The sequence below is a fragment of the Pigmentiphaga sp. genome, from assembly GCF_033795525.1.
In the GTDB taxonomy this organism is placed as follows: domain Bacteria; phylum Pseudomonadota; class Gammaproteobacteria; order Burkholderiales; family Burkholderiaceae_B; genus Pigmentiphaga.
This window is the reverse complement of record NZ_JARYGM010000003.1, coordinates 456,707-470,163: the sequence shown is the minus strand read 5'-3', so window position 1 is coordinate 470,163 and position 13,457 is coordinate 456,707. Positions and strand designations below refer to the sequence as shown.

Here is a 13,457-nt window from a genome sequence, read left to right as displayed (position 1 = left end):
TTTCTCGCATAGGTATTACTCATCATCGCCAGCGCGAAGCGCCGCCAACAGATCCTTGGCTGAATCCGCGACTCGCCGGTCTGCCACATCCACCAGGGATTCCAAGCGGGCCTTTACCTGCTCGACATCCATGAACCTGGAAAGGGAAGACATCTTCAGGGGATACGAAACAACGCCATTCGTCGCTTGCCAGCTACGCATGCCCTGCAAAAGATTCAGGAACCCTGAATCATTCCCACATATCTCTTCAACCTTCTTCTTTATTTCATCAATGGAATCTGGCGAATACTGTTTCCACGCATAAAGCACGTTCGCCATATTTGGCAGGAGCGGAAGATCTTTGGCAGCCAGTTCCCGGTAACGCTGCAATAACTGCTGCGCCACGACATCAAGCTCATCACGGGAGAAAATTCGCTCGTTCTCTGGCTTAGGTTCGCTGCCATAAATTCCATGGGCAAATATCTCGCCACGCAAAATTCCCGTCAGCCATCCGATGGCACGCCCATCTCCAAAGAGTTGCCTCAGTAGAGCTTTGCGATCACTTTCAGACTGACTTTCCCTCAGCCTGCTCCACAAGCCTTCGAAAACCTTGTCCGCATCCCGCCATACCCAGTATTCGCCCCAGTCTCCCCTGCCTGTTTTGAGAGCAGCAACGTCCATGCCCTCGGCAAGAGACACCAATATTCCCGGAATCGCTTCCTTTGGAACATCGTTGATGGCATCGCCTTTCAGGCGGTCCAACAACGCTTGAACAGAAGATTTCCCCTGCGGATTCAATGACGCGGCAAGTTCGGAAAACTGAAGGACAGCAGCTTCCGGGGAATTGCGGGCATTCTCGATGAACGCGGCATACTCACGGTCATGGATTGCACCTTGCGGTGCCGTCCAGGAAAAGTAGTAGCGGAAATGCTGAGGGCTACCCAGCCGTTTTCCTCGGATCTGTGAACTCACATCTTCGCGGCCATACAGGCTCAACACCATCTTGACGTTCTTCTGGTCAGCCTGCCGCTCGAAGTCGAACTCGATTCCAGGAAGCTCCGTCAGGGCCAGCATTCTCGGTTCACGGTTCGAGTCAATGCCAGGCAAGCCGTCGAGGATCGAATTGAGCTGTTGAAGTTCGGCTTTCTTTCCTTCGTCGCTGATACTTGCTCCTGCATGTTTCGCGGCAAAGCCGATCAGATATCCCTCGACCCATTCGTAGAGTCTTTCGGATTGCAGGCGGATCAGTTGCAGCCACACCATGTCTGGAACGTCGATGTTCTCCAGTACAGGCGTTGCATGGAAGCGCAATGCATTGACTGCCCTGACGACATGTCGCGGTGTCAGCAGCGCCCGCCCCCCTTCGGTATCGATGACGTGAGCGAGCCGCTCCATCAAGGCCCGTGAATGTGCTCCGTCCCCCTCCAGCAACTCCGGATACAACAGTTGCAGATCATGGCGGAACATGCGGCGCAGATCGAACGCTTCCGGGCGTGGCACCGAAAAGCTCACCTGGACGATCTTTTCAAGAAATTCCTCGCCCTTCTCGATATGCAATGCCGTCGACAGGTTCTTGGCGATGATGTCCCGGGAGTAGCACAGCACGTAAATCACGTTCGGGAAATCCACGACCGCCCGTACCAAGCGAAGGACTTCCACCACTTCATTCGGTTCCAGGCGGTCGAGATCGTCGACGAAGACCACGATCTTCCGTTCCAGCTTGCGAAGCTCTTCTTGTATCTGCGCCTTTTCCTTCTCAAGCGAGGTGTTGCCCAGCCATTCTTCGACTGCACGTTTTCCCGCTTCCATGGCGGTTCCCGCCCCTGGCAGTCCAAGAAGTTCGGCCAGCTTTCCGGCTTGCACCAAGCGCGAGGAAAACCGCGAGAAGAGTCCTTTGATCTTTCTCTTTCGAAGTGCCTGCGCCGAGTAACGGCTTGGCCAGATATGACCGCGGAGCCTTTTCCATCCATGAACCTGCACGTCCCCGGCATCGATGCGGAGCGCGGCTTTGGTGATCTCCGCGAAAAGCTCCTTGAGCAAGCCCTCGCGTGAGCTGATCAGCCAGGGAAGGAAGCGGACGATCTCCGGTGCATTGTCGGGTTCGCGCAACGCATCCGAAACCAGGTTGATGAAGCTCGACTTGCCGGAACCCCACTCTCCCTCGATTCCAATCACGAAGCCGTCAGGCGACGCCATCTTGCGAATCGCTTCGGCGACATGACCAGCAGCCGGTCCAAAACCCAATCGATCTTCAGATGGCGCTTCGATGGGACGGTCACCGTGGAAGGATTGCTCGGCCGCTGTCATGGCGCCCTCCCACCTTCAAAGTGCATCCACGCCACGCGGTAATCCGCTTCACGATCCGCCAGGGTGAAGGGCGCGACATAGCGGATGGTGCGGTCGATGGGGCCGCCGGGTTGGGTGGTGTCGGTGATGGGGCGTTCGATCACCGTGCCGTCGGGGACTTGGGGTTGGAGGGTGCCATCGGGCATGAGCTTGGGCTGGATGTCTTCCCAGCCGAGGCGGCGCGGCTGGCGGATGCCATCGGGGGTGACGACGGTGCATTCGGCGTCCTTGCGGTTGGCCTTGCGGGGCAGGCCGACGCCGACCAGGCCCTTGCTGGCGGTGAAGACAATGCGGCCGTTGGCGTCGTACCAGGTGTCGCGCTCGTACTGGCGCATGACAGGGAACTGCACGCGGTAGATGGTGAGCAGTTCGTCGAGCGTCAGGCCCAGGGCCTGGGCGGCGAGGACGTCGATTTCCACCAGGGCCTGGCGGCGGGCGTAGTCGCTGCGCAGGGCGTTGTGGCGTTGCCAGTCGGGGGTGAGACTGGCGAAGAAGTCTTGCGGCAGGCGCGGGTCGGGGCTGGCCCAGCGGTCCTGGGCGAATTCGGGTTGCCAGCAGGTTTGCCAGAGATCGGCGTAGTGGGTGGTAAGGCAATTAAGGGCCAAGGCTCGCAAGCGAAGTCTGGGCCCAAGCGGTGAGCCGGAGGGCAGCAAAGGCAGTTGGCTTATCAATGTCGTGTTAGCGTGCCCCATGCCTGTGCTTTTGACCCGATAGTCAACTGGCACTGATAGGCAGAGAGCGTGATAGCCGATCAACTCCTTTTCATTTCTGAAGGCACTGGCAAGCACGGTATTGATATGCCCCTCTCCGGCTGGGATCAAGGCAGGAATCAAGGACCGTTCTGCCGAAGGGCTGATCATTTCTCGATTGACGTGGCGGTAATACGCCGTCACAGGCTTCGCCTCTTTCTCCCCTTCCTCCACCCAACTGACGCGCGGCACGCGGCGGGCGTATTCGTCTGGGCTGCATGCCGGGCGGTAGTTGCTGCGCGGCAGATAGTGGTCGGGCAGGTGTTCGAGGTCGAGGGTGTCGTAATGCCCCTTTTCGGTGCAGATGGCACGCGGAGTTTTGCTGAGCGGGTTGCCGACGTAGAAGTGCGGGCCGGAGAGCACGAAGTCTTCGGGGCGGCTGACGAAGCCGGTTTCGCGGCGGATGGTGCCGTCTTTCTGCGCGCCGGTTTCGTGCCACATTTCCAGCGTGAAGTAGTCGTCCTTCAGGTCGCCCAGGCGGCGCGGGACGCAGGCGAACTTTTCCAGCACCGAAACCAGCTCTCGACTGTGCACAGCGGGCAGGCGTGCCTGCAAGGGCGGCGTGCCGGGGGCATCGTATAACTTGGCGAAGGTGGCAAGCACGCCCTCAGTCACTTCCACGATACGGTTGTGGTGGCCGCTGAAGTCCCATCCCCCTCCATCGTGTTTGATACCGGGTGTCGGCCCGACGCCGCTGTGCTCCAGGCTGGCCTTGATGGTCGACGGGTGAAACAGATTCGCCATCGTCTGGAACCGTGGCGTTGCCTGCTTCGGCCCGTAGATGTTGATGCTGTATTTCACACGATCGCCAATCTCGAACAACATCAACTGGTTCTGGAACTGGAAGTGGCTGCGCAACCGCGCATACATCGCCGCACGCAGTTCCCCACCCTTCGGATCGTCATACGGCCCTTCCGGATGCAGCAGCGCCTGTACGCCGCTGCCCACGCGCCACACCAGCGGCAGAAAGCACTTGTACAGATTGCTCTGCTGGCCCTTGAGCAACGGATAGTTCTGCACCGCGTTGAGAAACTCGCCCAGGCCCTCGGTGGCCACGCATTCGGCCAGGTAGTCGGCGCGGGCCTGCGGCATGGCGGCAAACACGGCCTCGCGCTGGTCGCCGGTCTGCTTGGCGCTGAGCTTGCGGATGGCAAAACGCGGGTCGAAGTCCGACAGCAGGCTTTGCTCGTTCCATTCCACCTTGATCCAGGGCGGATTGCCCAGCACCACGTCGAAACCGCCGCGCTGCCGGAAGATGTCGGCGAATTCCAGCTCCCAATGCAAAAAGCGCTGCTGCTCAGCCACTGCTTGCGCAACTTGTAGCTCTGATCGGGTTTCGATCAGCAATGCGATGTCCACATAGCCGTAGCGGTCGCGCTCGGGGGTGAAGTCCAGCGTGGATTGCGGGATGGTTTCCGGGAACAGGTCGCTGCCACCGGGGTTGGCGGCGAGGCTGGCGCTGCCCAGCAGCACGGTTTCCAGTACGAACCACCACTCTTCGCGGCTGGGCAGGTCGTCCGCCTTGTCCAGCGGCCAGAACCAGAGGGCGCACCAAAAGTCCATCACCAGTTTCAGACGGCGGTAGGGGCTGGCGTTCTTCTGCGCCTCGCTGAGCATTTCGCGCTGGAAGGTGGCGTCTTTCTGCGCGGTGGTGGTGGGCGCACGGTTGGCGTCGGTACTGGGCCAGACGTGCAGTTCGTCGCTGGTGGCCCGGCGTACACGGGCCAGTTCCTGGGCGTGCTGCTGCCAGAGAGCTTCGGCGGCCTGGGAGATGGCTTGCACGCGGGCGATTTCGCTGCGGTCCAGCGGGGCGGTAAAGGCCTTGCGCCATTGCCTGAAGCGTTCGAAGGCAGCGGGTTCCAGCGCCTTGACCACCTTGTCGGAGACGGTGCCCATACCCTCGGCGGGCAGCAGGAAGTGGAAGATATCGGTGGCGGAGGGGGTTTCCGAGAGCGCGAGGGCGAGCGGCACGGCGCAGCGCCAATCGCGCTCGGGCATGTCTTTCTCACCCCGGCCGGGCGACAGTTGCGCGGTGCTGAAGACATCACGCCGCGCCCCGACCAGGGAGTTGCCGGCCACCAGTTGCATACCGAACCAGGGCACATGGCCGCCCTTGAAGATGGCGTTGAGCCAGAGCGAGACTTCGGCCAGTTCCACCGCTACGGGGTTGAGATCGACGCCGAACACGTTGGTATCGGCGATATACATCTTGACGCGCTGTTTTTCCGCTGCGTAGTCGTCATGGGGGATGCTCTTGCCCAGTTCCTTTTGCTTGGCCTGCAAGTAGGCTTCGGCCAACTGGCTGACGGCTTCGTTCAGGAAGGCCGCGCTGCCCATGGCGGGTTCGCAGATGGTCAGGCGCAGGATCTCGTCAGCGGATTTGCCGGGCAGGATTTCGCGCAGGGCGTGTTCCACCAGGCAGCGAGTAAGGATTTCCGGGGTGTAGTAGCTGGCGGATTTTTCGCGGGCGCGGCCGGCCAGACGGTAGATGAAGCGGCCCTTGGGGTAGAGGCGAGGTTCGCCGCCGAACAGGCGTTCAGCGTCGCTGTACTGGCCGATGGCGCTGGCAGGCACGAAATAGGCGGCTTCCAGCGGATCGAGTTCGACATCCTTGCGTTTTTCGCGGGCGCTGGGCGATGGTGTGTCGTCGTCATCCGTGGCGTCGCTGTCATCGGGGATGTCGGCTTCGTCGTCTTCGGTGCTGCTGGCCTTTTTGGCCTTGGGGTCGCGGCGCACTTCGTACAGGTCTTCTTCGGCGAAGAAGCCACGGAAGGAGAGCAGCGCCTCGTACACGGCACCGAGCTGGTTGATGCCAAGGGTGGCGTAGCTGATGCGGCCACGGCGGCCGTTCTTGCCGCTGCTGCCGCGCGAGAGCGACATCAGCTCGATAACACGTTGCAATACGTGGTTGCGCAGCTTGACGCTGTTCAGCAACCGGGTGCGTTCCGGGTCGAACAGGTGGCCTTGCAGCGGGGCAATGGTGAAGCCGCTGCCTTGCACAATGTCGCCCGGTGCAGGCTCAAGACCGGCGTTCAGCTCTTGCTGCCCATTGCCGGCATCGCGGCGCGGGAAGCCCTGCCAGATGAGGTCGAACAGTTGTTGCAGGCTGTCGTGGAAGTAGAAGCCATTGCGGGCTTCGTCGGTGGTGAGCGGGGTTTGTTCCAGCTCGCGCAGGTGCTCGACGCTGTAGCCCTTCAGATAGGCTTCGGCCTGGATGGGGGCGTAGCCGAGTTCGGGGCGGGCCTCGATGTAGAACAGGAACAGCAGCCGGTACATGTAGCGCAGGCTTTCGCGGCTGAGCTGGTCGGCCAGGTCGGTGTCGGTGCGCTCGTAGATCTTTTCCTTACTGACTTCGCGCTTGTAGCGGATGGCCTCGTTGGCGATCAGTTCGATGCACTCGCGCAGGGCGTACTTGAGGTCGGTGGAGACCTCGAAGGCGTGCTTGTGGGAGCTGTCATCCAGGCTGTCGAGCAGGGCTGCGCCGCCTTCGGCGGGCAGCACGGATTGCTTGCCCAGTAGCGCCGCGAAGGCGCGCAGGCTGTGTTCGTCGCGCGGGCCGAACAGTTCCGGCAGATCGAAGCGCAGCAGGGCCTTGCGGCCCCATTTGCTGCGTTCGATCAGCAGCCATTGTTCGTGGTGAACCAGTAGCACCCAGCGCGGCGGGGTGTCGTCGGCGAACAGGCGGCGAGACAGGGTTTCCTCCCAGTCCGCGTGGTGACGGCCGGCTTTGGCGCCGTTGCCGTCACGCGGGGGCAGTTGCAGCGGCGCGGTGTCTTCGTCGCCCGGCAGGGCTAGCGCTGTGGCAATGGCCAGCAGCGGGTGGCCCTTGCTGTCGCGGTACAGGGCCAGCAAGGGCAATTCGCCTTCGCGGCCGGCGTCGGCCAGGGCCAGGGTGTGCGGCTGCAATGCGTAGCCGAGCGCGGCCAGCAGCGGCTGGGCCAGTTCGTGCAGCAGGCGCGCGCGCGCCTCGGGGCGTTTTTCACCCAGGAAGCGCTCGCGGTCGCGGAAATAGCCGTTGGCACCGCTGGCGCTGCGCAGGCGGGCAACGGGGCTGTTGCTGCCCTGTTCCTTCCACTGATCGAACAGTGGTTTGAGATCCTTGACCAGGATGTCGTCCAGGTAGTGCTGGCTGTAGAACTCGTTGGCGTTGATGAGGCCGTTGATGGTGAAGCTCATTGGGCCGCTCCTTGCGCCATGTCCTGTGGTGCTGCGTCCTGTTGGGAAATCAGGGCGGCAACCACGGTGAACTGGGCGCGGTCGTCCAGTTGCAGGGTGTCGCGCACCCATTGCTGGTATTGGCCGAACAGATCCGCCGTGGCGCTTTCACGCTGCTGGCGCTGGGCGGCGCGGACCTGTTCGATGCCGCCCTGCGCCAGTTCCAGTTCCATCTGCGCGAGGTGCTTGTCGCGCAGGGTGGCCAGCTTGGTCAGTTCCTGGTCCAGGCGCTGGCGGCAGTCGGCATCGAATGCCTGCTTGATGGGGCGCAGGTAGGCTTCGGCGGCGTGGATGACGGCAGGCAGGGCTTGCTGCCAGAGGCGGCTGTCGGGGGCATGGCCATCGTTGGCCGGGGCCGGGTTCTGGCCGCCATCCAGCCCGGTTCGGTGCAGGGTATCGGGCAGGCTCAGCACGGTCTGCACCTGGCCCCGCGCATCGAGCTGCACGCCCAGCCATTCGGCCAGCATGGCCTGGCCGCGCCGGTTGGGCACCTGGGCCAGCACGAGGATGATGGCTTCACCCGCGTGCAGACCTTGCGGTACGCGCAGCAGCGGGGCGCGCTGACGGCCGAAGGCCGCCATCAGCTTGTAGTCCAGCCATTGGGCGATGGGGTGCAGCGGCCAAAGATAGTGCAGTTGTGGCCAGTCGCTGCCGTCGCGGGACTGGGCGATGGCGGCCTCGACCGTGCGCTTGTCGGCGCAGAGGGCAAAGGTATTGTCGGTGGGCCACATTTCCGGAGCGAGGTCGCGCGCCAGAATCTGCGCCAGGTCGCGCCCCGGCTGGAAGCTGAGGGTGTGGGTGGCGTCGTCGGCCTGTACGGCGGGTTGCTGCTCGGGCTGGTGCTGGCGCAGCCAGCGCAGGCCGTCGCGGGCATAGTGATAGTGACCGGCGAACAGGCTGGGCAACGTAGCGGTAGGGGATGGCGTGGTGGAAGGCACCGGGTTGCCCACCGGTGGCGTCACGCTGTTGGCGGCGTCGCCCCAGAGCAGTTCGAAGGGATCGACGTCGCCGCCCGCCAGTTGTTGGGCAAAAGCTTCGGCAGTGGTGTTGCCTTCGATGGCCTTGGCCACCTCCAGAGTTTCGGCGTCTTCGTCGTACAGGCCCATGAAGGCGGAGGGGTCGCCAATGTTCTTCGCGGCCTGTTCGTCCTTTTCGATCAGGATTTCCAGGTAGCGCAGATCACCACGGACACGCTCGTTACGGGGCTGGGTGTAGAGGTAGCCGATCTTGGGCGGTTGCGTCTGGCCATAGCGGTCCACACGGCCGTTGCGCTGCTGGAACACCATCAGCGACCAGGGGATGTCGAAGTGGATCAGCCGGTGCGACTGGTAGTGCAGGTTCAGGCCTTCGGAGGCCACGTCGGAGGCGATGAGCAGGCGCAGCGGCGAATGGCCGCGGCCGAAATCCTCGACCGTCTGCTGGATGTCCTGATCGGGCAACTGGCCGTGCAGGATGGCGACGTCGTCAGCCTTCAGGCCCAGTGCGGCAGGCAGGTGTTGTTGCAGGAATTTCAGGGTTTCGATGCGCTCGGTGAAGAGCACCAGGCGGTCATCGGCGGCACGGCCGTCCCAGCGCCAGTGCGGGTCGTCCTTGAGCTGGGCGATGAGATATTGCAGCTTGCTGAACTGTACAGGCTCGATCTGTTGCACGAGGGCTTGCAGGTCGCGCAGCGAAGCCAGGTCGGGATGCGTTGCATCGCGGGCCTCCAGGCGGCGAATGCGCTCTTTAAGCGTTTGCAGGCAGGCGGCGGGCGAGGAGAACAGCGCCTTTTCCAGCACGGTGCGGAACAGCATGGCGCCGTCGCGCGCGCCGCTGCCATCGCTGGCGAGCTTGAGCTCGGCCAGCGCATCGAAGGCAAGGTTCTCGGCAGCGCTGGCCTGGGCAGCCAGTTTGAAGACCTGACGCTCGGGGAAATCCTCCTTCATCTGTTCGCGCACGTCGCTCTTGAAGCGGCGGATGAACAGGTGCTCCACGTCGCTGCGGGTGTAGTCGGCCCTGGGTGGCAGCACGGTGGGGTCGAGCATGCGCACCAGGCTGGCGAAGCTTTCCTTCTTGCCGTTGTGCGGTGTGGCGGTGAGCAGGATGAGCGCATCGGAGCGCTGCGCCAGCAGGTCAGCCAGACGGTTGCTCTGGGTGCGATTGCCCTTGTAGGAGACGTTGTGGGCCTCGTCGATGATGATGAGATCCCACCACGCGCTTTCCAGGTAGTGGCGGTATTCGCTGTCGCGCTTGAGCGTATCGACCGAGATGATGGTGCGGTCGTAGTAGCTGAAAGGGTTGTGGTTGGCCGGGATCTGGCGGCGGATGCGCTGGATGCCAGCCGAATCCAAGCGCGTCAGGGCGATGGTGAAGCGGTTCCAGAATTCCTGCTGGAACTGGCGCATCATACTTTTGGTGGTGACCACGAGGATGCGCCGGGCACGGCCGCGGCGGATTAGTTCTGCCGTGAGGATGCCTGCTTCCAGTGTTTTACCCAGACCAACGGTATCGGCGATAAGCAGACGCGGGCGCAGTTGCTGCAACACATGGTGGGCCGGATCGAGCTGGAACGGTAAGGTGTCCATCACGGCCTGTTGCCCCAGCACCAGCGCATCGCCCTGCACGGCAGATTGGCGCAGACGCGCTTCGATCGCCAGCCGTGCGGCCATGAACCCGGGAGAGTCGTCAAACACCAGCTCGGTCTGTGACGGGTCGATCAGGGTGACGTCATCGAGCGCCGTCAGGAACAGGGCGTGGCGATTGCGCACGGTTTCCGACACGCCGATGCAGGACAGTTGCCAGCCTCCCTGGGCGCATTGATCGGCGTGCTGGACGAGCCATTCTTCGTCGCGGATCAGAGCGCGGGAACCGGGGGCAGGAGGCTGGGAGAGGGACATGGAATTTCTACGCTACGGTCAGGTGGATGGATGGGGTACTGGGAAGCAAGCCAACGGACACTTCATCACGCTGACGATTCCGACGGCCGTCCATCCTGCGCAGGAACCTGCAACCCGTGCTTGCGGGCATATTCGATCACCAGCACCTCCACCATCGAGGCCACGGAGCGGTGTTCACGTTCCGCTGCGGCACGCAACAGTTGTTTGACGTTTGGCGACGTCCGAATGGAGAGCGTTTCAACCTTCAAGCGCGTCATTGCAAGGCCTTTGGACAAGTCATATTTACTTGCAAATGTACTGCACTTTGCATGGCACGGAAAGTGCCATGCGTTAAACACATGCGAATAGACGGTTGGGTAGCTTCTATTACGAAAGGGGGCAAGGGTAGTAAGTCGAAGGGGAATGGCAATCAAGGGTCAACGGCCCTACCCAAAAAGGAAAAGGCCACCAACGCCCCGGTCGGACTCACACCACCAAATTGGCCGACGGTGCCAACCCGTCGATGTAGTCCGACCACGCCTGCAACATCTCCCGCCGCTGCTCGGCGTACTCGGCCCGGTTGTACACGCCACGCACGCCACCAATGGTGTGATTCAGCGCTTTCTCCACCACATCCGAAGGCCAGCCCTGCTCGTGTAGCAAGGTCGATGCAGTGCGCCGCAGGTCATGGATGGTGAAGGCGGGAATCTCCTGCCCCTGCAATGACACCTTCAGCGCCTGGTTCAGCGCATTGTTGGCGAAGGGCTTGGCCAGGGTGCTACGCCCCGGCAACACCCAGACGCTGCTGCTGGCCAGCGGCTTGAGCTCCTTGAACAGCGTCTGCGCCTGGGTGGATAGGTAGACGATGTGCGGCTTGCCGGTCTTGGAGTTTTCCACCGGGATGTGCCATTCGCTTTCGTCCAGATGCACGTCCTTCCACTGCGCCAGCATCAGCTCGGACTTGCGCACCAGCGTCATCAGGATCAGCTGGAAGGCGATCTTGAACTGGCGGCGGATGTTGGAGGTCTGCATGGCACGCAGGAACAGCCGGATTTCGTCTGGCGTCAGTGCCCGGTCGCGGGCGGCGGCGCGGTAGACGTGGCGCATCGGTAGGGCCATGACCGGATTGGCCTGGATCAGCCCGCAGGTTAGCGCGTAGTCGAACATGCGCTTGAGCAGGCCGCGCACCTGGCCGGCGGCAGCGTCGAAGCCTTGTTCCTTCTTGCGCCAGATGACGCTGCGCACGTCCTCGGCGGTAATGTCACGGACTGGCTTGCTGCCGATGTGAGGCAGGATGTCCTTTTCCAGGTAGCGGCGAGGCATGGTCACGTCCTTGCGGTCGCGCGACTGGATGTCCTTGAAGAAGCGTTCGGCGAAGTCGGCCACCGTGGCGTCTTCTGCGCCGGCCATCTTGGCCTGCTGCTTCTTCTTTGCAGGCGATTCGCCCATCGCTACTTGCTGGGCCGCCTCATCCCGTTTCAGGCGAGCGTTCTTCAGCGTTAGCGCAGGGTACTTGCCCAGCGTCAGCTTCTCGTACTTGCCGTTCAGCCGGTAGCGGTAACGCCAGACGACGCCCCCGGTTGGGAAGACTTCCACATACAGCCCGCGGTCGTCGGTGACCGTATAGGTTTTGTCCCTGGGCTTGAGTGCCTTGAGCGCGGTGTCGGTCAGTGCCATCTCATCCTCCGTATGTCCAAGCAGGGGGATGAGAGACAAAAACCCAGCTACTTGGAACCAAACTTGGACATAAAAGCGATTGGCTTCGACTGTATCACCGAATCACTCAGAAGACAAAAATCCCTTTATTTATGCGGCCTACAGCCGCATCAGCAGACTTCAGTGGACGTCCATGGACCCCACCTCACTTCCCGATGCAGAAGCGGGAAAAAATCACGCCCAGCAAATCATCGCTGCTGAACTCCCCCGTAATCGACGTCAGCGCTTCATGCGCCAGCCGCAGTTCTTCCGCGAACAAGTCCAGCACCCGGTCGCTCTGGCCTGCATGTTCGGCGGCCAGCTCCAGGTGATTCGCGGTCGCCAGCAGCGCCTGGATGTGCCGTTCGCGCGCGAGGTAAGGCGATTCGGCCGACGGGCTCCATCCCGCGATGGCCAGCAGTTCGCGCTTGAGCCCATCCAGCCCCTGCCCTGTCCTGGCCGAGACGTAGAGCCGCTTGGCCCCTTCGGCCTGCGCCTGTCCCTCCTCGCCCGCGGCGACCAGGTCGATCTTGTTCACCACTTCCAGCACCGGCGTGCGCGGCGGCAAGCGCGAGGTGATGGCGGCGTCGAGTTCCGGCCCGGGGCGGGTGGCGTCGATCAGGTGCACGATGACGTCGGCCTTGCCGATTTCGGTCCAGGTACGCTCGATGCCGATGCGCTCCACGGTGTCTTCGGTCTCGCGCAGGCCGGCGGTATCGACCACGTGCAGCGGTACGCCGTCGATGTCGATCTGTTGCACGACCTTGTCGCGGGTAGTGCCGGCGATGGGGGTGACGATGGCGGCGTCGAAGCCGGCCAGCGCGTTGAGCAGGCTGGACTTGCCGACGTTGGGCTGGCCGGCCAGCACGACGTGCAGGCCTTCGCGCAGAATGGCGCCCTGCCTGGCCTGGGACAGCAGCTTGGCCAGGTCGGCCCGGATGGCGGCCAGGTTTTCCCGCGCCTGGTATTTTTCCAGGAACTCGATTTCTTCCTCGGGAAAGTCCAGCGTGGCCTCGACCAGCATGCGCAGATGCACGATGCGGTCCGCCAGCCCATCGATTTCAGCCGAGAAAGCGCCGGCAAGCGATGCCGCAGCGCTGCGGGCGGCCGCTTCCGACGACGCGTCGATCAGGTCGGCCACGGCTTCGGCCTGGGCCAGGTCCATGCGGTCGTTCAAGAACGCACGGCGGGTGAACTCGCCCGGCTCCGCCAGCCGCATGCCGATTTCCGCGCCGGCCTGCAGGCAGCGCGCCAGCAGCCGCCGCAGCACCACCGGCCCGCCGTGGCCTTGCAGCTCCAGCACGTGTTCGCCGGTATAGGAATGGGGGGCCGGGAATGACAGCGCGATGCCCTCGTCGATGATGCCACCGTCCGCGTCGCGGAAAGGCAGGTAGTGCGCGTGGCGCGGCGCCAGGGTACGGCCGAGCAGCGTTTGCATCAGCGCATCCAGCGGCTGGCGGGCGGAGATGCGCACCACGCCTATGCCGCCGCGGCCGGCGGCGGTGGCAATGGCGGCAATGGGATCGTGGTCGGAAATCTTGGCGGGCATGCGTGACAAATCGTTGCGGGCGGCATTACCCGGCACTGTAAAACAGTTTTCCGGCGTTCGCCGGCGCTT

At 62.8% G+C, this 13,457-nt stretch carries 6 protein-coding genes; all 6 read right to left on the bottom strand.

Annotated elements, in window-relative coordinates; genetic code table 11:
- Positions 1 to 15: 15 nt before the first annotated feature.
- Positions 16 to 2,286, bottom strand: coding sequence for a KAP family P-loop NTPase fold protein (locus QHC78_RS10785; protein WP_319744293.1), 2,271 nt, complete (start codon positions 2,284 to 2,286; stop codon positions 16 to 18).
- Entirely contained in the window at positions 2,283 to 7,250 is a 4,968-nt protein-coding gene (locus QHC78_RS10780) for an Eco57I restriction-modification methylase domain-containing protein (RefSeq protein ID WP_319744291.1), read from the bottom strand. The genes QHC78_RS10785 and QHC78_RS10780 overlap by 4 nt, the downstream gene beginning before the upstream one ends.
- A complete protein-coding gene (locus QHC78_RS10775; protein WP_319744289.1) occupies positions 7,247 to 10,165 on the bottom strand; it encodes a DEAD/DEAH box helicase in 2,919 nt (972 codons plus the stop codon). The genes QHC78_RS10780 and QHC78_RS10775 overlap by 4 nt, the downstream gene beginning before the upstream one ends.
- Positions 10,166 to 10,230: 65 nt before the next feature.
- Positions 10,231 to 10,422 carry a type II toxin -antitoxin system TacA 1-like antitoxin gene (locus QHC78_RS10770; protein ID WP_104588210.1) on the bottom strand — a complete coding sequence of 64 codons (192 nt, stop codon included), beginning with the start codon at positions 10,420 to 10,422 and terminating at the stop codon, positions 10,231 to 10,233.
- 208 nt (positions 10,423 to 10,630) lie between these two features.
- Positions 10,631 to 11,821 (bottom strand): tyrosine-type recombinase/integrase, encoded by a 1,191-nt coding sequence (locus QHC78_RS10765; RefSeq protein ID WP_319744285.1) that lies wholly within the window; start codon positions 11,819 to 11,821, stop codon positions 10,631 to 10,633.
- A 184-nt stretch (positions 11,822 to 12,005) separates the two neighbouring features.
- Positions 12,006 to 13,376 (bottom strand): tRNA uridine-5-carboxymethylaminomethyl(34) synthesis GTPase MnmE, encoded by a 1,371-nt coding sequence (gene mnmE / locus QHC78_RS10760; protein ID WP_319744898.1) that lies wholly within the window; start codon positions 13,374 to 13,376, stop codon positions 12,006 to 12,008.
- Positions 13,377 to 13,457 lie beyond the last annotated feature (81 nt).

Excerpts from the sequence above, each read along its gene's own strand:
- QHC78_RS10770 (WP_104588210.1), bottom strand. The coding sequence starts at position 10,422 with ATGACGCGCTTGAAGGTTGAAACGCTCTCCATTCGGACGTCGCCAAAC.
- QHC78_RS10775 (WP_319744289.1), bottom strand. The coding sequence starts at position 10,165 with ATGTCCCTCTCCCAGCCTCCTGCCCCCGGTTCCCGCGCTCTGATCCGC.
- QHC78_RS10785 (WP_319744293.1), bottom strand. The coding sequence starts at position 2,286 with ATGACAGCGGCCGAGCAATCCTTCCACGGTGACCGTCCCATCGAAGCG.
- QHC78_RS10780 (WP_319744291.1), bottom strand. The coding sequence starts at position 7,250 with ATGAGCTTCACCATCAACGGCCTCATCAACGCCAACGAGTTCTACAGC.
- QHC78_RS10765 (WP_319744285.1), bottom strand. The coding sequence starts at position 11,821 with ATGGCACTGACCGACACCGCGCTCAAGGCACTCAAGCCCAGGGACAAA.